Here is an 18546-nt window from a genome sequence, read left to right on the forward strand (position 1 = left end):
CCGGCTCACAACCAGGAGACCCATGTCGACGATCGACGCGGAGGCGACACCCACGCCGCAGCCTAACGACTCCCTCCCACATCGCGACGATGACAGCCACGCCCTCCGGCACAGCAGCAAGCGCTTCGGAGACAAGCTCTACAAGGGCATCTCCACCGGCTCCGGCATCCTCATCCTCGTCATCCTGGCGGCCGTGGCGACATTCCTCGTCGGATTGTCCATCCCGGCCTTCACCGCTGACGCCGCGGACCTGCAGTACGGCGAGTTCCTCAGCTACGCATTGCCGTTCGCGTTCGGCACCGTGTGGGCTGCCTCGCTGGCCATGGTCTTCGCCGTACCGGTGGCCATCGGCATCGCGCTGTTCATCAGCCACTACGCCCCCCGACGGCTCGCTCAGGGCCTTGGCTACATCATCGACCTGCTCGCGGCTGTCCCCTCGGTGGTCTTCGGCCTGTGGGGCATCAATACGCTGGCCCCGCTCATGCGCCCCATCTACGTGTGGCTGGCGGAGAATTTCGGTGAACTCCCCGTCCTCGGGTGGTTCTTCGCGGGGCCGGTCTCCGGCACCGGGCGCACCGTGCTGACGGCCGCCATCGTGCTGGCCGTCATGGTGCTGCCCATCATCACGGCCATCTCCCGGGAGGTCTTCCTCCAGACGCCCCGCCTCCACGAAGAGGCGTCGCTGGCGCTGGGTGCCACCCGCTGGGAGATGATCCGCCAGGCGGTGCTGCCGTTCGGCACCCCAGGAGTCGTGTCCGCCTGCATGCTGGGCCTCGGCCGCGCACTGGGCGAGACCATGGCTATCGCCATGGTGCTGTCCCCCGCGGCGGTGATCCACTTCGAACTCCTCACCTCGAGCAACCCCAACACCATCGCGGGCAACATCGCGCTGGCCTTCCCGGAGGCCTTCGGCCTGGGGATCAACCAACTGATCGCCACCGGCCTCGTGCTGTTCGTGATCACGCTGGCCGTGAACATGACGGCGCGCTGGGTCCTGTCCCTGCGCAAGGAATTCTCGGGAGCCAACTGATGTCCGCCACCACCCTCACCAGGCAATCCAGCGAACTGACCGCGGGCCGGCTCCCGCGCTTCACCGCGTTGGCGATGCTCGTGGTCGCCTTCGTCGTCACCGCAGGGGTCCTGGCCCTGTTCAGCGCGGCAACCGTCGCGCCGGTCCTCATCATCGGCGTGATCGTGTTCCTCGGTGCGATGTTCGCGTTGTCGTGGGCAGTGGAGGGCATCCGCAAGGCGAAGGACCGCAATGCCCGCTACGTGGTGACCGGCTTCTTCCTCATCGCGCTCCTCCCCCTGGTCTCGCTGATCTGGCAGACGGTGGTCAAGGGCCTCGTGCGGATGGATCCGCAGTTCTTCAGCTATTCGATGCGCAACGTCATCGGTGAGGGCGGCGGGGCCATCCACGCCATCTGGGGCACGCTCATCGTCACGGGGATCGCCTCCCTCATCTCGGTGCCGATCGGCCTGTTCACCGCCATCTACCTCGTGGAGTACAGCGCCGGCAGCAGGCTCGCCTCGGCCATTCGCTTCTTCGTCGACGTGATGACCGGCATCCCCTCCATCGTCGCCGGTCTGTTCGCCTACACCCTGTTCAGCCTCGTGTTCGGTCCGGGGACGAACAACGGCGTGTCGGGCGCCGTGGCTCTGTCGGTCCTCATGATCCCGACGGTGGTCCGATCCGTGGAGGAGATGCTGCGGCTGGTCCCCAACGAGCTGCGCGAGGCTTCCTACGCGCTGGGCGTGCCGAAGTGGCGCACCATCGCCAAGGTGGTCCTGCCCACGGCCCTGGCCGGCATCATCACCGGTGTCGTGCTGGCCGTCGCCCGCGTCATCGGCGAGACCGCGCCGCTGCTGGTCACCGCCGGCATCACGGCGTCGATGAACGCCAATCCGCTCTCCAACCCGATGGCCACCCTGCCGGTGTTCGTGTACTACCAGTACGTGACTCCAGGAATCCCGCAGGACCCGTTCTACGCTCGCGCGTGGGCCGGAGCCCTCACCCTCATCCTCATCGTCATGGGCCTCAACGCGATCGGTCGACTCATCGCGTGGAAGTTCGCCCCCAAGTCCGGCCGCTGATCAGGAAGATCTAGACATGTCCAAGCGAATTGAGCTCAAGGATCTCGACATCTACTACGGCAAGTTCCACGCCGTCAAGTCGGTCAACATGACCATCGAGCCCCGGGCCGTCACCGCGTTCATCGGCTCCTCCGGCTGCGGGAAGTCCACCGTCCTGCGCTCCATCAACCGCATGCATGAGGTGATCGACGGGGCCTATGTCGACGGGCACGTCCTCCTCGACGGAGTGGACCTCTACGACAAGACCGTGGACCCCGTACGTGTCCGCCGCCACATCGGCATGGTGTTCCAGCGGCCCAATCCGTTCCCCACCATGTCGATCAGGGAGAACATCCTCGCCGGCGTACGGCTCAACAACGCACGGATGACCCGATCCGAATCCGATGACCTCGTGGAACAGTCCCTCAAGGGGGCAAACCTCTGGAACGAGGTCAAGGACCGCCTTGACAAGCCGGGCTCGGGCCTGTCAGGCGGCCAGCAGCAGCGCCTGTGCATCGCGCGCGCCATCGCCGTGTCCCCGGACGTGCTCCTCATGGACGAGCCCTGTTCCGCCCTGGACCCCATCTCCACCCTGGCCATCGAGGACCTCATCAAGGATCTCAAGGAGACCTACACGGTGGTGATCGTCACGCACAACATGCAGCAGGCGGCGCGTGTCTCGGACTCCACGGCGTTCTTCAACCTCAAGGCACACGGTCAGCCAGGCGAGTTGATCGAGTACGGCTCCACGGAGAAGATCTTCCACAACCCGGACCAGAAGGCCACGGAGGACTACATCACGGGTCGCTTCGGCTGAGCCGGCCACCCCGGTTCGCGGCGCCGCTTCCCTGGGGTGGCGCTACGACTCCTCGACGGACCAGAACGTGACGGGTTCGGCCGCCTTGCCGCAGCTCAGCGGCGCCTCGTCTCCGGTGTCGATGCGGGTCACCCGCACGGTGCCGCGCCACTGGCCGTGCCGCAGCGTGACGAGGTCGCCGTCGGTGGCGCTGTCCAGGTCCACAGCCCGGGCGGCACCGAACCTCTCCACTGCCCAAGCTTCGGCCGCCTGACGCTCCGGTGGAAGATGGCTGCGCCCGCGGTCCGCGCGCTGCCCCCCGGGCCACAGCAGCCCCACACCGGCGTCGCGGTGCGCGGCCAGCGCCTCACCCACCGTCAGCCGCCCCAGCACTTGGCCGGTGGGCAGCAGCAGCGCCGTGGGCGCGAACCGGTGGCCGCCCAGGTGGGAGCACTCCCACAGCGATTCGGGGGCAACCTCGTCGGTGAGCGTCTCCAGGACGGGGCGCCCCTCGAGCGCGCAACACTGGTCGCGTTTGGCGTGCGTGCACACCAGCAGCACCGGCTCGGCCTCCGGGTCCGCCGGTGGCGGGGCACCGGCCGCGCGCCACTGGGCGAGCCATCCTTCGACCTCGGCCGCTGCACCCACCTCGAAGCGGGTCACCCACCCCCCGCCGTCGAAACCACCCGACACCAGGACCGTGAGGGGCTCGTCGCCGACGGTGTTGCGCGAGGCGTGCCGGATGAGCAGCAACCGGCCGCCCATCTCCTCGATGAGGGCCTCCAGCCGCGCGCCGAGGGCCGGGTCGAGCGCCCGCGCGCTCGTGGCGGCCTTCGCGCCCCAGGGCCCGGGGGTCTCGAGGCACACCCAGAATTCTGCGCGAGCAGCCGTACCCCACGCCGGGAGACCGGAGGCGGACCACAGCACGGAGCAGCGCGACATGATGGCCAGCCTACCCAGAGAGCCTGTCAGGCGCAGTCGACGAGGCCCACCGTCGCCTTGAGGCGCAGCACGCGGGTGGCGGAGTCGAGCACCCGTGCGGAGAAGGCCCCGTCCGAGGCCTCCTTGGCCACCGTCGCCTCGATCATCTCCCCCATGATGCCCGGGTCCGCGTTGATCACCAGATCCCCTCCCGCGTCGAGGAATCCCACCGCGCGCTCCGCCGGGGGAATGCCGGCCACCGACCGCGCGACGCCGAGATCATCCGCGATGACGACGCCGTCGAAGCCCATCTCGGAGCGCAGGAGGTCGGAGACGATGACGCGACTGAACACCGCCTCCGAGGCCGGGTCGATCTGGGAGAACACCGCCGACGACACCATCACCGAGCCCGCGCCGGCTTCGATCCCCGCCCGGAAGGAGTCCAGGAACGTGTCGTCGCGGGTGGTGTCGTCGTCGGTCGCTGCACCCTGGTCGGTGTTGACGTCCACCTCACCCAGTCCTGGGAAGTGCTTGAGGGAGGTGGCGATCCCCGCGTCCGTCATCCCCTCGACGAACTCCACCACGGCCGCCGCCACCACCTGCGGGGCGTTGCCGTAGTTGCGGGACAGGGCACCGATGGGCGCATTGCTGGTCTGCTTCTCGGCGGGCACGACGTCAGCGACGGGCGCAAGGTCGTAATGGACCCCTGCGCGGCGCAACTGCTCGCCCCACCGTCGGCTCGCCTCACGCAGCTGGCCCTCGGGCATGACCCCCTGGTCGATCGCCGGCGGGATCACGTCGAAGCCCTCCCCCCGCAGGCGCTGAACCTGGCCGCCCTCCTGGTCCACGGCAATCATGAGCGGCAGCGCGGCAGTGCCGAGGCTCCCCAGCTCCGCGGTGAGCGCCCGCACCCCGTCGATGCCGGTGGAGGTATTGCCCAGGAGCACCACCGACCCCACCCTGCCCAGCGAGATGGCCGCCCGGGTGCTCTGGTCCAGACCCGACGTGGTGACCCCAACCATGAAGAGTTGGCCCACCCTGGTGGGGCCGTCCAGGCCCTCCGCGATGCTGCGGCAGCTGGCCGCCGTCGGCGTGTGGCGGGCGATGGACGCACTGGACGCCTCAACCGCATCACCGCCGGGAGCGGAGGCATCGACGGTGGCCAGCGTGGGGGGCAGCACCGGGCCGGGCGCGCAGCCCACCGCCGCGAGGGCGGCCAGGGACGCGACGGCGCACGCAGCGCGGGTGGGGAACACTCAGCGGTCCAGGTAGACGGGGTGGTGCGCGTCGACCAGCCCCAGCAGAGCGTTCTCCACCACCTCAGGCAGCGCCGGATGGATCCAGTACTGGCCGCGCGCCATCTGGGTCACCGGGAGCCCGAAGCTCATGGCCTGGACGAGCGGCTGCAGGAGCGTGGGAGCCTGGGGGCCCATGATGTGGGCACCCAGCAGGTGCCAGCTGTGCGGATCCGCCAGCAGCTTCACGAAGTGACCCTCGTCCTCCATGGCCCACCCGTAGGCAACGTCGGCGTAGCGCTGCCGCGCCACGACGTGCGGAACCCCCCACGCCTTGAGCTGCTCCTCCGTGGCGCCCACGCTGGCGATCTGTGGATCGCTGAACACGGCGTGGGGCACGTAGCGGTGGTCCGTCTCGACGAGGGCGTCGGGATGAAGCAGATTGTGCTGCACGGTGCGCATCTCCGCGTTGGCCACGTGCTTGAGCAGGAAGTCCGACGATGCGTCGCCCATGGCCCAGACGCCGGGGACGTTGGTGCGCTGCTGCGCGTCCACGCGGATCTGGCCGGCCGCCCGCACCTCGACACCGGCGGCCGTGAGGTTGAGCGAGTCCGCATTGCGGTCCCGCCCCACCGCGAGCAGCAGCGCGTCGGCGAAGTATTCGTACTCGACCCCGTTGCGGTCCTTGGTGATCACCGTCAGCCCGCCGCCGGGACCGTTCTCGACGGCGCTGAGCTGCTGGTTGAGCCGGATGTGGACCCTGCGGGACAAGCGGTCTGCGAAGTGCTCGGCGACCTCGCGATCATGGTGGCGCAGCAGCACGTCCGAACGGTTGATCAGGGTCACATCGGTGCCCAGAGCGGAGAACACGTGGGCGAACTCCGCCGCGATATACCCGCCGCCCACGATGACGAGCCGCCTGGGCCGCTCGTCGATCCGCATGATGGTGTCCGACGTGTGGACGCGGTCCGCCACCTCGTCGAGGCCAGGCACGTCGACCATGCGCGGGCGTGAACCGGTGGCGATGACGACGTGGTCCGCACTGATCTGGTCCTCGCCCACCTGCAGCGTCCGCGGGCCGACGAACCGCCCCTCGCCGTGGAAGACGGTGACGTTGCCGGACTGCTCGCGCCATGCCAGGCCCCCGGCGGAGATCGGATCGATCCGGCCGAAGATCCGGTCCCGGATCCCCCTCCAGTCCGATCCGCGGTACTGCAGATCCACCCCCAGCCGCTTCGCCTCAGCCGGCGAGGCGGCGTGGCCCGCGGGGAGGACGAACATCTTGGTGGGGATGCAGCCACGGTTCAGGCACGTGCCGCCGAACGTCTCGTCGCGCTCGATGAGCGCGACATTCCAGGAGGCGAACCGCTCGTCGATCAGCGAGTTCCCCGATCCGGACCCGATGACCGCCAGATCAAAATGCTGCATGTGGCCATTCTTCCATGGACGGCCCAGCTCGACCGTCGCCTCCGCGGGGCGTCGTCCGCCTGCCCGTAAGCTGGCCCCCATGAGCAACTCGTGGGCAGTGGTCACCGGCGCGTCGAGCGGGCTGGGGGTCGGCTTCGCGGAGCGGCTCTCCGCCGACGGATACAACGTGCTGCTGGTGGCCAGGCGGCAGGATCTGCTCCAGTCCGTGGCGGACCGGATCCGGTCCACGACAGGCGTGGAGGTCGAGGTGTGGCCGGCGGATCTCACGGACCGGAAGGAACGCGCGCGGCTCGCTGCCCGGATGGCGCAGCTGGACGTCAGCCACCTGGTCAACAACGCCGGCTTCTGGGCCATGGGCGAGTTCCACGAGGTGTCACCGGACCTGGTGCGCGACGAGATGGAGCTCAACATGGTGGCGCTGACCGAGCTGACCCGGGCCGTCCTTCCCGCCATGGTGGAGCGCAGGGCCGGCGCGGTGATCAACGTTGCGTCGACGGCCGCGTTCCAGCCCACGCCGACGATGGCGGTCTATGCCGCGTCGAAGGCCTACGTGATGCGGCTGACCGTCGCGCTGTGGGAGGAGCTGTACGCCACAGGCGTCCGCGCCATCGTCATCTGCCCGGGCCCCACCGACACGGACTTCTTCGCCACGGCAGGCGACGACACGGTGATGCGCCGCCGCCGCACGGTTGCCCAGGTGGTGGACACCACGTTCGTGGGTCTGCGCGCGCACCGGCCCGTGGTGGTGGACGGCCCCACCAACGTTGCGTTGGCGCTGGCCACTCGCCTGGTACCGATGCACCTTCAGGCCCGCATCGCCCGCCTGGTCACGACGAACTGAGTTACCCGACGCGCACGGACTTGTTCTCCGACGAGGTCGCCGGCGGGTTGCCGCCCCGCACGGTGGCCTCGACGTCGTAGCTGCCCTCGCCCAGCCGCACGCTGACCGACCACACTCGCCACCCGTCGGCGTTGATGCCTGTGGAGGTCTGCGCGGACGTCTCCGCCACCACTCGGCTGGTGTCGATGTCGGTGATCCGCACGATGGGCACCCCCACATCAGGCTTCACGGTGCCGATGATCACGACCTGGCCCGGCGCCAGCCGGGCGGCGTTCCTCGGCGAGTTGATCCACAGCAGCGGCATCGGCGTGAGCCCCGTCCGCGTGAAGCCGGTGCCGCTGACGAACCCGGCCGGGGGCGGAGCCCCGTCGGCGAGGAACTTGACCCGCAGCTGGGGGTCACCCATCAGCTCGGAGGCTGTGTAGACGATCTGGTCGCGCGCCCGGGCGGCCAGTACCGGCGAGGACAGATCGACGTACGCGTCGGAGGTCAGGTCCACCGTGAGCGTGTCGCCGGCCAGCTCCGTGCCCACCAGGGTGCCTGGCCCCCACGCGGACTCGTAGTCCGGGTCCAGCGGAGCTAGCGTGAGCAGGGCGTCCAGGGCACCGCGGACCAGGTTGGCCGTGGCCGGGAGGTCGCGGAGTTCCCGGTACAGCTTCCCGTCCTGCCTGCCGACGTAGTACAGCGGCACCCCGCGCACCTGGGCGGGAAGGGAGCGCGAGGCCACGGCTGTCGCGGAGACCGTGGGGCCGGATTGCGAGGGCTCTGGCGTGGCGAGCGTCGGTCGGGTGAGCGCGGCAAGCAGCAGTCCGGCGACCACGGCCACGACCGTCACGGACGCCACCATCCGCGGGCCGAAGCTCCTGTGCCGTTGCGAGGCGAGCTGGAGCAGCTCGCCCTCCAGGGTCTCCGTCCCGGGGGCCTGAACCATGCGCGCGGCCGAGCGCAGCGCCGCGGTGGCTTCCTGCGACAGGGACTCGATGACGCCGGGTTGACTGCCTGGCGTGGGGTCACCCACGCGGGAGCGCAGGGCTTCCAGGGCCGACTCGAGCCTCTGGTTGCAGCCCCGCACAGACATGCGCATGATGCCGGCCAACTCCGGGCCGAAGACGGCGAGGTAGTGGCTGACGATCACCAGTTCCGCGGCCCGGGGCGGGAGCGATGACACCGCCCGGAGGATCTCCCGCTGGCGTCCCTCGGCCACCTCCGGAAGCCGGATGGGGTCCGTGGCGCCGCGGACGCCTCGGGCGAGGTGCACCACGTGCTCCTGCAGGAACTCGATGCGTTCAGCCGGGTCGATCAGCCGGTGGCCACGGCGGTGCAGCGCGAGCAGCGCGCTGCGGAGGATGCGCCCGGACTGGGCCTCGGCGTCGAGCAGCACGGCGAGCCGGTGCAGAGTGGCCCCCTGCTCCTCGTACAGCCGGACCAACCAGTCCGGTGCCTCGTCCGACGCCACCGCTCAGATGCCCGCGTACGAGTGGAGCCCGCTGAAGAGCAGATTGACGCCGATGAAATTGAACCAGAACGTCGCCAGCCCCACGAGCGCGACGATCGCCACCGGGCGCCCACGCCATCCTGCGGTCGCGCGGGCATGGAGGTAGGCGACGTAGACGATCCACGTGATGAAGGACCAGGTCTCCTTCGGGTCCCAATTCCAGAACCGGCCCCAGGCGTACTGCGCCCAGATGGCCCCGGCCGCGATCGTGAAAGTCCACAACGGGACGGCGAACGCGTGCAGCCGGTACGAGATGAGGTCCAGCTTCTGCGCGGACGGCACCTTGGCCAGGTATCCGCTGACGGGGACGCCCCGCTCGGCGGAGCGACGCTCGGCAGCGTCCCGGATGAGGAACAGCGCCGACGCCACCGCGCCCACGTTGAAGGCCGCCCCGGAGATGGCGGCCGCCACGATGTGGATGATGAACCAGACGCTGTGCAGGGCCGGCACCAGCGGTGAGACCTCCACGTAGAACTGCGTCACCGACAACCCCAGTCCGATCGTGAACAGCAGGGTCAGGCCGAGCCCGAGCCACCGCATGCCGAACTTCGCCACGCAGAACAGGTAGATGATCACCGCGAACGCGAGAGCCGAGGTGATGAACTCGTACATGTTGCCCCACGGCGGCCGATCGGCCGCCACCCCGCGCAGGACCACGGCGCCCACGTGCAGGACTGCCGACAGCACGGTGGCGGCGACCGCGAAGCGCCCCCACAGGTCCACCCTGATGCGCTGGGAGTCCTCGGAGCCGTCCGATGGGCGCAGCGGGGCGAGGCCTCGGGCGGCAGACCACTCGAGCGCATGCAGCGCGAAGGCGAGCAGGTAGCCGACGGCCGCGTAGACCATGGCGGTGTAGGACCACTCGGACAGAGTCATACCGATGCCTCCTCCTTGGTTTCCTCGGGCGGCGCGCCCCCATTGTGCACAGGATGTGCCACCGTGGCCAACAGAGCCGCCACGTCCTCGTCGAGGCCGCTCGCCGCGTCTGCCCGGTCCAAGCCCCCCACGAGGGCCATACCGCCGGCCACTCGCACGAAGAGCCGACGGGGGCGCACGAACAGCGACACGCTCAGTCCGGTGACGCCAACGAGGAGGGACACCAACGTCATGGTGTTGCCCGGGGTCTCGCTGACCTGCAGCTTCACCCACCGGTCCCAGCCGTCGAAGCTGATGGATCCCAGGCCGTCCGGCAGGGCGAACCCCGCCCCGGGCAGCATCCGGGCGCGCAGCACCTCTCCCCCGTCACCGGGCACCGGCGTGAGGCCGGCGGTGTTGAGGGTGTAGACGCTCTCAGGGATGCCGGTCTCCTGGGCGCGGGGACCGGACCAGGCGTTGAGATACACCTCGGGGTTGAGTGCGTCGGGGAAGACGGAGTGCGGTCCCGTCTCGTCCAGCACCGCCGTCGGGAAGAAGAACGCCTCGAATGCCAGCCGCTGCGGGCTGGCGTCGGGCACCTTCACCACGCCGACGGAGGCGAAGTTGCCGTCCTGCGGGAGGAACACCACCGGACCGCTGAACGCCACGTCGCCGTTGCCGTCGGTGACGGTGAAGTTCGGTGCGTAGCCGTGGCCGATGAGGTTGACCTGGGTGCCGCCCGCGGTGATCAGCGGCTCGTTGACGGTGAGCAGCGCTTCTCGGGTGCCGGCGGCGTCCGTGAGGCTGACGTCGGCGTCGAACTGCCGCGCCGCGCCGCGCTGGACGGCCCCCGTCTCGAACGACGCCCGGAACTCCTCGACCTGGACGGAGAACCCCTCGAGCCCGTCGGTGTCCACGAGGGAACCGGAGGTGAAGTCGTCGTACTGGGTGATCACGTTGGCGAAGCCGCGCCCCTCCACCACCACGACGGTGCCGTGGAATCCCCACAGGTTGGACCAGGCCATGCCGAGCAGCATCGCCACCAGAGAGATATGGAAGATCAGGTTGCCGGCCTCACGCGTGTAGCCGCGCTCGGCGGAGACGCCGTCGGCGAGCCTCCTGGTGCGGTACCTCCTGCCCCTCAGCCATGCCTCCGCGGCCCCCAGCGCCTCCTCGGGGGCCCCGCGCAGCGCGCCGGAGGCTGACGCGGGCAACCTCTCGATCCGCGACGGCAGCGCCGGCGGAGGTGTGCGCACAGCCGTCCAGTACCTGGCGATGCGAGGCAGGATGCAGCCGATCAGGGACACGAACAGCAGCAGGTAGACCGCGGAGAACGCCGGCGAGGTGTAGACGTCGTAGAAGCCCAGCGGCTCGAAGATGGCGTCCCAGAAGGGGTTGTCGCGCTTGAAGTCCATCACCGAGATGGGTGAGGCGCTCTGCTGCGGAATCATCGAGCCCGGGATGGCCGCCAGGGCCAGCAGGAACAGCAGCAGCAGGGCGGTGCGCATGGAGGTGAGCTGCCCCCACACCCAGCGCAGGAGCGCCGACGGCGCGAGGGCCCGGCCGTCCGGCTGCGTCACAGGATGGTCCCGAAGCTGGCGGCCCACTGGCGGAGCACCCCGACGAGCACATCCCACCACCCCACCACCATGGCGAGGCCCACCAGCATCATCGCCACCCCGCCGACGCGCTGCAGCAGGAGCCCGTGGCGCCTCATCCACTCGAACCGCGGGGCCAGGGCCGTGAACGCGACGGCGAACAGCAGGAACGGAAGGCCGAGCCCCAGCGCGTAGGCGAACGCCAGGATGCCCCCACGGGTGGCCGATCCCTCGTTGAGGGCCAGGGTGAGCACCACCGACAACGCGGGCCCGATGCAGGGCGTCCACCCCAGGCCGAACACCATGCCAAGCAGCGGCGAGGCCCACACCCCTACCCGCGGCGTCACGCTGGGGCGCCATCCCGACGGCACCGGCAGCCATCCGGCGAACCCGGCGCCGAGCACCATGATGACGACGCCGAGCAGCACCGTGATGAGACGCATGTTGGTGAGCAGCACGGCGCCGAGGCCCCCGAGGAGGGCGCCCGTGAGGACGAACACCACCGAGAAGCCGAGAATGAAGCCCAGCGTGCCGCCCACCAGGTGCCGCCTAGACCCGGTACCCGCCATGATCTGGGCCGAGCCCAGTCCGGAGGCATAGGACAGGTAGCCGGGGAGCAGAGGCAGCACGCAGGGCGACAGGAAGGACACCAGCCCGGCCAGCATCGCCACCGGAACGGCCACCAGCATGGAGGAGGTGAGCGCCTCACGCGCCCAGGACTCCAGCAGGATCATGGCCCGGCCTCAACGTCCTCGACGATGCCGCTCAACGTGGTGGCGTCCACCTCGCCGAGGACTCGCGCCGCGACGCGACCGTCGGCGTCGATGACGACCGTGCTGGGAATGGCCTTGGGGGGAAGCTGGCCGAATCCCAGCAGCAGCTCCCCGTCGGGGTCGAAGATGCTGGGGTAGGTGAGGCCGAACGCCCGTTCGAACGCCAGGGCCGGTGCGGCGTCGAGGTCCCGCGTGTTGACGCCCAGGAACTCCACCTCGCCACCCAGCGCGCGGTGGGCCTCGACCAGCTCGGGGGCCTCTGCGCGGCATGGAGCGCACCACGAGCCCCACACGTTGACCACGACGGTGCGGCCGGCGAAGTCCGCGGTGGACACCTCCTCGCCCGACAGAGTGGTCCCGGCCAGGATGGGGGCCGCGGGGCGTTGGTCCGCGGGGATGATGGAGACCGTCCCGTCACCGCCCTGGAAGCCCACGCCGTCCGCCCCGGCCTGAGTGCCGCAGCCGGTCAGCAACCCCGCCGCGGCCACGCCCGCGAGGAGGGCCCTCACGTCCCGACCTTGAACCGCCGGCTCTGCACCCCGGGCAGCAGGTCCGCGACCGGCTCGACGTAATCCACCGCGGTGACCACGCCGTCGCGGAGGGTGAAGCTGGTGACGGAGCACAGGGTGCACTGCCGCCGGCGCGGATCGTGGACGAGCGGGCGTCCCTCCGCGTCACTCCGGGCGATCCAGATGGGCAGCTGATGGCTCACCACCAGGGCCTGTCCACCCGGGCCGGCGGCCGCTGCTGCGTCGGCGATGGCGGCGCGCATGCGGGCGGCCACCTTCTTGTAGGGCTCCCCCCAGCTGGGCTCCAGCGGGTTGCGCATGTGCCAGAACATGCGTGGATCCCGCAGCGCCCTGTTGTTCTTGCCGAACACCATGCCCTCGAACCGGTTGTCCGCCTCGATGATGCGCTCGTCGGTGGTGATCTCCAGCGCCGGGAAGAGCGCGGCGGTGGGGGCCAGCGTCTCCTGGGCGCGTTGCAGCGGCGAGCAGCGCAGATGGGTGAGGGGCACGTCGCGCCAGTGCTGCGACATGCGTTCGGCCATCTGCCGGCCCAGGTCCGAGAGCCCGAAGCCCGGCAGGCGGCCGTACAGCACACCGCCAGGGTTCTCCACTTGTCCGTGCCGCATCACGTGCACGATGGTTGCGTCCGTCACGCCATCACCCTAGTCCGCCGGGGAAACGGCCTTGCGACGCTTCCGGCGCTTGCGCTGCGAGGGCTTGGCGACGGGGAGACCCGCCGCCACCTGGTCGGCGCGCCGGCGATCCGCGAAACGGGCCAGCGACTCGGCGAGGGACTCGAAGGTGGGCACATCTGCGACCACGTCCACCCGGAGCCCGTGCATCTCGCACGCGGCGGCGGTAGCCGGCCCGATGGCGGCGACGACCGTGGCGGAGTGCGGCTTGCCGGCGATGCCGATCATGTTGCGCACGGCGGTGGCCGAGGTGAAGACCACGGCGTCGAACATGCCAGTCTTGATGTCGTCGCGGACCTCGGCGGGCGGTGGCGCGGCGCGCACGGTCCGGTAGGCGGTCACCTCCTCGACCTCCCAACCGAGGCGGCTGAGGCCGACGAGGAGCGGCTCGACCGAGACGTCCGCGGAGGGCACGAGTACCCGGTTGAGCGGGTCGATGAGGTCGTCGTAGGCAGGGAACTCGTTGGCCAGCGCTCCGGTGGTGTTCTCCACCACCGGCGTGAGGTCCGCGACGAGCCCGAGGCGGGCGAGCGCCTCTACCGTGCCGCGGCCCACGGCGGCGAGGCTGATCCCGGACAGCGCCCGTGAGTCCAGGCCGTACTCCGCGAGACGCTCGGCGATGGCGGTGACCGCGTGGGGTGAGGTGAACACCAGCCACAGGTAGCGACCGTCGACGAGGCCCCGGACGGCCTTCTCCATACCCTGCTCGGTACGGGGAGGCTCGATGGACATGGTGGCCACCAGTTCCGTGCTCGCCCCGTAGTGCGCCAGCTCCTCGGTCAGGGAGGCGAGGTCGTCCTTGGTGCGCGGTGTGATGACGCGCCAGTCGAACAGGGGCTTGCCCTCGAACCAGGCGTAGCGCTGCCGTCGGACTTCCTCGATGCCCGGGCCGACGATGAAGTAGCACTCGTCGGCGTCCACGTCCTCGATCTCGCCCCAGGTGAGCACCTCGCTGACCTGCGCCGTCGTCCCGACGCCCATAAGGCTCAGGCACTGGCCGGAGCGGCCGAACCGCGCCTCCGCCTCCCGCGCCAACTGACGGGCCCGGGTGCCGGCGGTGCGCACCACGAGGGTGTTGGCGCTGGGCCACTCGTCGATGGGGGGCACCTCGAGCATGGCGTCGAGCGCCGCGAACGCGGCCGTCGCCTTCACGCCGCCGAAGGACAGTGCGGCGCTCCACCGGTTGATCCCGGGGACCACGTTCGCGCGGATGCCCGCGGCAGCCAGGACCTCCGGCAGCACGCCCCCCGCGTCGGCATCGGTGAAGTAGTCACCTGAGTGGAGCCGGACCACCCGTCGTCCGCGTGCCACTGCGCTGAGGATCTCCGACACCTCGTCATCGCCCCCGGCGAAGCGGACCTCGGCGTGGGCGGGCGCGAGGGCGCGGACCTGCTCCACATCCGCGGACGGGTCGACGATGATGAGATCCGCGAAGCGTATGGCCCGGGATCCGGACAGGGTGAGGAGCCCAAGATCCGCGGGGCCGGAACCGACAAACGTGACCGACCCACCGGTCGGCTCGAACTCCGGCGGAGTGGCCGGTGAGGTCGGTTCCATGGAATCGGTCACTTCGATCTATTCCGTTCAGGGCTGGTCGGCGAGGGACGGGATCCAATCGGCCGGCGTGTCCCACAGGGACGGGACGGCCAAGGCCGCGCGGAGTGCGTCATCGTCGACGAACCAGTAGCCGAACTGCCGCTGATCCACGAAAGTGACAGGCACGTGATCGGTGTACCTGGCCCGCAGCGCCGCGTCGGTGTCGACGTCGACGGCGCGCCACCGCACACCGAGGTCCTCGCAGGCGCTCCTGACCACCGCTTCGGCCTCCACACAGAGGTGACAGCCGGAGCGGGTCAGCAGCAGGACCCGCGAGGGTGGTGCCACTACTTGCCGGCGCGACGACGCTGGATGCGCGTCTTCTTCAGAAGCTTGCGGTGCTTCTTCTTGGCCATGCGCTTGCGTCGCTTCTTGATGACAGAACCCACTGTGTGCCTTTCATTACCGGATGATCCGGGTGGTTCAATGTGCCTGGCCACACTGGGCCAGACAGTGAATCTTAGCTGTTAGGGACGGTGATCGACCAATCTCAGCGGGCCATCGCCCGGCCGCGGTCGGCGCACGCCTCCATCGCGGCGAGGAACGCGGCGCGCACGGCCCGCTCGTCGAGCACTCTCAACGCGGCCGCCGTCGTGCCGGCCGGGGACGTCACCTGCTCCCGCAGTTCGCCCGGCCGGGTCCCGGTGGCGAGCAGGGAGGCCGACCCCACGAACGTCTGCACCACCAGATCCGTGGCCTGGGCGCGGGTCAGCCCTTGGTGCACCCCGGCCTCGATCATGGCGTCAGCCACATAGAACAGGTAGGCGGGGCCGGAGCCGGAGACCGCCGTGAGGGCGTCGATCTGGCTCTCCGGGATGACCATGCTGCGCCCGACGGCGTCCATCAGGGATGCGACCAGGTCCAGCTGTTCGGCGGTGGCCCAGGTCCCGGACACCACACCGGCCATCCCCTGGCCCACCAGCGCGGGGGTGTTCGGCATGACCCGCACCACCGCGGTCCCATCCGGCAGCCCGGCCTCGAGCTGGGCGACGGGGGTGCCGGCGGCAATGGAGACGACCAGCGGTGACAACTGCCCGCCCTCCAACTGAGGGGTGAGCGCCGCGAGGACGTCCGGAATCTGGTGGGGCTTGACCGCGAGGACCACCACGTCCGCCGCCGCGGCGTCCTGCAAGGCCACCGCACGCACGCCGTGGCGTGCCTGGATGGCGGCGGCGCGTTCCTCGGCCGGCTCGACGATGCTCAGCTCCTCCGGCAGGCGCCCCGCGGCGAGCCACCCGGCCAGCAACGCCTCGCCCATGGCGCCGGCGCCGATCAGCGTGAGCTTCATCGGGCGAGCAGCTCGGCGATCTGGATGGCGTTGAGGGCGGCGCCCTTGCGCAGATTGTCGTTGCTGATGAACAGCACGAGACCGTGGTTTCCCTCGACGCTGCGGTCCTGGCGGATCCGTCCCACCAGCGACGCGTCTGCGCCGGCGGCCTGGAGCGGCGTGGGGACGTCGACGAGTTGCACGCCGGGGGCGTCGGCCAGCAGCGCGCGTGCCTGATCGGGTGTGATCTCGCGCCCGAAGGTCGCGTGGACGGACAGGGAGTGACCCGTGAAGACCGGCACCCGAACGCAGGTTCCGGCCACCCTCAGGTCGGGCAGGTGGAGGATCTTGCGCGACTCGTTGCGCAGCTTCTTCTCCTCGTCCGTCTCTCCCTCACCGTCGTCGACGAGGCTGCCCGCGAGCGGCACGACGTTGTAGGCGATGGGGGCGACGTAGGGCGCGATGTCCGCGGGCTGGAACGCGGACCCGTCCTGAGCCAGGACGCGCGGGTCCTCCATCAGGCCGAGCTGGCCCGCCAGCGCCTCCACACCCTTGACGCCCGAGCCGGAGACGGCCTGGAAGGTGGTGACCTGCAGCGCCTCGAGGCCCGCCGCGTCGTGCAGCGCCTTGAGCACCGGCATGGCCGCCATGGTGGTGCAGTTGGGATTGGCGATGATGCCGAGCCCGGCCAGGGCGATGTCCTCAGGGTTGACCTCGGAGACCACCAACGGGACGCGATCGTCCATGCGCCAGGCGGAGGAGTTGTCCACCACGATGGCGCCGGCCTCGGCCACCCGCGGCGCCCACGTCGTCGAGGTGGCTCCGCCGGCGGAGAAGAGCGCCACGTCGAGGCCGGAGAAGTCCGCGGTCCCGATGTCCTCGACCACCACCTCACCGGCACCCCAGGGCAACACCCTGCCGGCCGACCGCGCCGAGGCGAAGTAGCGGATCTGCTCAACCGGGACATCGCGCTCCGCCAGGAGACGACGCATCACGCCACCCACCTGCCCGGTCGCTCCGAAAACTCCTACACGCATGGGCTGAAGTCTACGACGCCGTCACCGATCGCCGCTCCCCCAGCCGGCGCTGGGTAGTGTTCGCCTCGAGGAGTTCGCGAGAGAGGTCCGATGATGCCGCAGGTTCCCCAGCCCCATCCGTCCCGCATCACGCCCTTCGCGGGCCACGCGGTCGTGGTGGGCGTCACCCCGGAGCAGCCGGATCTCGTCCTGCTGACCGCGGCGGAACTCGCCCGCGCACAGGGGGGCGCCCTGTTCTGCGCCTACGCCGACCCGGGTCGCGTCGTCGACCGCGAGTTCCCCGACGGCAACGTCGAGCACAGCGACATGGACCCGGACATGTCCGACGACGAGGAGTGGCGGCAGCGGCAGGCGAGGATCGTCGCGGCGATCGAGGAGGCGCTGGCCGGCTCGGGCGTGTCGTGGGAGTTTCGCTACCTGGCGGGGCGACCGGACCGGGCGCTGACCCATCTGGCGCGTGCCGTCGACGCCGCGGTGATCGTCGTCGGTACGGGGCGGCCCGGGCGTAGCGGGAGATTCCACGGGTTGCTCGACGCCGCCGTCGGCACCCACCTGGTCCACCATCAGCATCGGCCCGTGCTCACGGTCCCCACCTCTGTGGTCGACTGGAAGACGCCACTGGAATGGCGGTGACCACCACTCCGGGGCCGGCTTACCTGCGCCCCTCGCTGATCGGCCTCGTCGCGCTGGGGGGCGCCGCCGGGACCGCGCTGCGGCACGCGATCGAGTCCGCGTTCGGCGCCTCGGCAGGCGAGTTCCCCTGGGCCACGTTCGCGATCAACGTCACCGGGGCCATGATCCTTGGCGCATTGCTGGAGTCCTTGGCGCTGGTGCGGGCCGAGGGTGGCCGCCGCCGGGTGCTGCAGCTGACGCTGGGCACGGGACTGCTCGGCGGCTACACCACCTACAGCACCTTCGTGCTCGAGACCCTGACTCTGGGGCGGGCCGGCGACGTGGCACTCGCCGCGACCTACGCCGCCGCCTCACTTCTGGCCGGCTTCATCGCCGCCCTCGCGGCGATGACAGCGCTCAGGCGGATCGTCCGCGCAGCAAGGCCGATATGACGCCGATCTGGGTGGCCCTGGCCGGGGGCCTCGGGGCCGCTGCCCGATTCACCCTCGACGGCGCGCTCACCTCCCGCAGCCGCCGAACCCTCCCTGCCGCGACCCTGATCATCAACGTGCTCGGCTCGTTCCTCCTGGGACTGGTCACCGGACGGGTCGCCGACGGAGCCGCTCCCACCCTGCAGCTCATCGCCGGGGTCGGGTTCCTCGGCGGGTTCACCACCTTCAGCACCGCGAGCGTCGAACTGGTGCGGCTGGCGCGAGCCGGCCGGCCGGTGGCGGCCGCGGGGCTCGCGGTGGCGATGCTCGCGCTCAGCCTGGCCGCCGCCGGCGCGGGACTGGCCGTCGGGCCTGTGCTCCCCTGAG

At 70.3% G+C, this 18546-nt stretch carries 21 protein-coding genes; 7 read left to right on the forward strand and 14 right to left on the reverse strand.

What is annotated here, in order from left to right:
* The first annotated feature begins 22 nt into the window (after positions 1–22).
* From pstC to pstB, 3 genes are read left to right on the forward strand one after another with little or no spacing between them, the layout of a single operon-like run.
* Positions 23–1030 carry a phosphate ABC transporter permease subunit PstC gene (gene pstC, locus ACZK5N_RS07750; RefSeq protein WP_459017545.1) on the forward strand — a complete coding sequence of 336 codons (1008 nt, stop codon included), beginning with the start codon at positions 23–25 and terminating at the stop codon, positions 1028–1030.
* Complete coding sequence (gene pstA, locus ACZK5N_RS07755; protein WP_459017546.1) at positions 1030–2094, forward strand: phosphate ABC transporter permease PstA; 1065 nt, start codon at positions 1030–1032, stop codon at positions 2092–2094. The genes pstC and pstA overlap by 1 nt, the downstream gene beginning before the upstream one ends.
* 16 nt (positions 2095–2110) lie before the next feature.
* Positions 2111–2890, forward strand: coding sequence for a phosphate ABC transporter ATP-binding protein PstB (gene pstB, locus ACZK5N_RS07760; protein ID WP_459017547.1), 780 nt, complete (start codon positions 2111–2113; stop codon positions 2888–2890).
* A 42-nt stretch (positions 2891–2932) separates the two neighbouring features.
* Here pstB and ACZK5N_RS07765 read toward each other — a convergent pair whose 3' ends face one another.
* From ACZK5N_RS07765 to ACZK5N_RS07775, 3 genes are read right to left on the reverse strand one after another with little or no spacing between them, the layout of a single operon-like run.
* Entirely contained in the window at positions 2933–3811 is an 879-nt protein-coding gene (locus ACZK5N_RS07765; RefSeq protein ID WP_459017548.1) for a ferredoxin family protein, read from the reverse strand.
* A gap of 26 nt (positions 3812–3837) precedes the next feature.
* Positions 3838–5046, reverse strand: coding sequence for a glycoside hydrolase family 3 N-terminal domain-containing protein (locus ACZK5N_RS07770; protein WP_459017549.1), 1209 nt, complete (start codon positions 5044–5046; stop codon positions 3838–3840).
* On the reverse strand, positions 5047–6453 hold the full coding sequence (locus tag ACZK5N_RS07775; RefSeq protein WP_459017550.1) for a mycothione reductase: 1407 nt from the start codon (positions 6451–6453) through the stop codon (positions 5047–5049).
* Positions 6454–6532: 79 nt separating this feature from the next.
* Between ACZK5N_RS07775 and ACZK5N_RS07780 the strand changes: the two genes are divergently transcribed.
* Positions 6533–7294 (forward strand): SDR family NAD(P)-dependent oxidoreductase, encoded by a 762-nt coding sequence (locus tag ACZK5N_RS07780; protein ID WP_459017551.1) that lies wholly within the window; start codon positions 6533–6535, stop codon positions 7292–7294.
* A 1-nt stretch (position 7295) separates the two neighbouring features.
* On the opposite strand, the gene ACZK5N_RS07785 is transcribed toward ACZK5N_RS07780, so the two are convergent.
* From ACZK5N_RS07785 to ACZK5N_RS07835, 11 genes are all read right to left on the reverse strand, one after another.
* On the reverse strand, positions 7296–8750 hold the full coding sequence (locus tag ACZK5N_RS07785) for a GerMN domain-containing protein (protein WP_459017552.1): 1455 nt from the start codon (positions 8748–8750) through the stop codon (positions 7296–7298).
* Between the two features lie 3 nt (positions 8751–8753).
* On the reverse strand, positions 8754–9665 hold the full coding sequence (gene ccsB, locus ACZK5N_RS07790) for a c-type cytochrome biogenesis protein CcsB (protein ID WP_459017553.1): 912 nt from the start codon (positions 9663–9665) through the stop codon (positions 8754–8756).
* Positions 9662–11251: a cytochrome c biogenesis protein ResB gene (gene resB / locus ACZK5N_RS07795; protein ID WP_459017554.1), complete on the reverse strand. Its 1590-nt coding sequence runs from the start codon at positions 11249–11251 to the stop codon at positions 9662–9664. Before resB ends, ccsB begins: the two co-directional genes overlap by 4 nt.
* The gene (locus ACZK5N_RS07800) at positions 11221–11931 is read right to left on the reverse strand and encodes a cytochrome c biogenesis CcdA family protein (protein ID WP_459020428.1); all 711 of its coding nucleotides are present in this window, start codon (positions 11929–11931) and stop codon (positions 11221–11223) included. Before ACZK5N_RS07800 ends, resB begins: the two co-directional genes overlap by 31 nt.
* A gap of 41 nt (positions 11932–11972) precedes the next feature.
* Positions 11973–12524 (reverse strand): TlpA family protein disulfide reductase, encoded by a 552-nt coding sequence (locus ACZK5N_RS07805; RefSeq protein ID WP_459017555.1) that lies wholly within the window; start codon positions 12522–12524, stop codon positions 11973–11975.
* Positions 12521–13150 (reverse strand): histidine phosphatase family protein, encoded by a 630-nt coding sequence (locus tag ACZK5N_RS07810; RefSeq protein WP_459020429.1) that lies wholly within the window; start codon positions 13148–13150, stop codon positions 12521–12523. The genes ACZK5N_RS07805 and ACZK5N_RS07810 overlap by 4 nt, the downstream gene beginning before the upstream one ends.
* Before the next feature lie 36 nt (positions 13151–13186).
* Entirely contained in the window at positions 13187–14773 is a 1587-nt protein-coding gene (locus ACZK5N_RS07815; RefSeq protein ID WP_459017556.1) for a uroporphyrinogen-III synthase, read from the reverse strand.
* Between the two features lie 27 nt (positions 14774–14800).
* Positions 14801–15100 (reverse strand): glutaredoxin family protein, encoded by a 300-nt coding sequence (locus tag ACZK5N_RS07820; RefSeq protein WP_459017557.1) that lies wholly within the window; start codon positions 15098–15100, stop codon positions 14801–14803.
* Positions 15100–15201, reverse strand: coding sequence for a 30S ribosomal protein bS22 (locus ACZK5N_RS07825; protein WP_002550589.1), 102 nt, complete (start codon positions 15199–15201; stop codon positions 15100–15102). The genes ACZK5N_RS07820 and ACZK5N_RS07825 overlap by 1 nt, the downstream gene beginning before the upstream one ends.
* 101 nt (positions 15202–15302) lie before the next feature.
* A complete protein-coding gene (proC, locus tag ACZK5N_RS07830; protein WP_459017558.1) occupies positions 15303–16100 on the reverse strand; it encodes a pyrroline-5-carboxylate reductase in 798 nt (265 codons plus the stop codon).
* Positions 16097–17116: an aspartate-semialdehyde dehydrogenase gene (locus ACZK5N_RS07835; protein ID WP_459017559.1), complete on the reverse strand. Its 1020-nt coding sequence runs from the start codon at positions 17114–17116 to the stop codon at positions 16097–16099. The genes proC and ACZK5N_RS07835 overlap by 4 nt, the downstream gene beginning before the upstream one ends.
* 93 nt (positions 17117–17209) lie before the next feature.
* Here ACZK5N_RS07835 and ACZK5N_RS07840 point away from each other — a divergent pair, with 93 nt between their 5' ends.
* The 3 genes from ACZK5N_RS07840 to ACZK5N_RS07850 are packed head-to-tail and all read left to right on the forward strand — an operon-like array spanning position 17210 to position 18545.
* Positions 17210–17749 (forward strand): universal stress protein, encoded by a 540-nt coding sequence (locus ACZK5N_RS07840; RefSeq protein ID WP_463624777.1) that lies wholly within the window; start codon positions 17210–17212, stop codon positions 17747–17749.
* Complete coding sequence (locus tag ACZK5N_RS07845; protein WP_459017561.1) at positions 17746–18180, forward strand: FluC/FEX family fluoride channel; 435 nt, start codon at positions 17746–17748, stop codon at positions 18178–18180. Before ACZK5N_RS07840 ends, ACZK5N_RS07845 begins: the two co-directional genes overlap by 4 nt.
* Positions 18177–18545: a fluoride efflux transporter FluC gene (locus tag ACZK5N_RS07850; RefSeq protein WP_459017562.1), complete on the forward strand. Its 369-nt coding sequence runs from the start codon at positions 18177–18179 to the stop codon at positions 18543–18545. The genes ACZK5N_RS07845 and ACZK5N_RS07850 overlap by 4 nt, the downstream gene beginning before the upstream one ends.
* Position 18546 lies beyond the last annotated feature (1 nt).

This window comes from Tessaracoccus pujii (assembly GCF_055326215.1).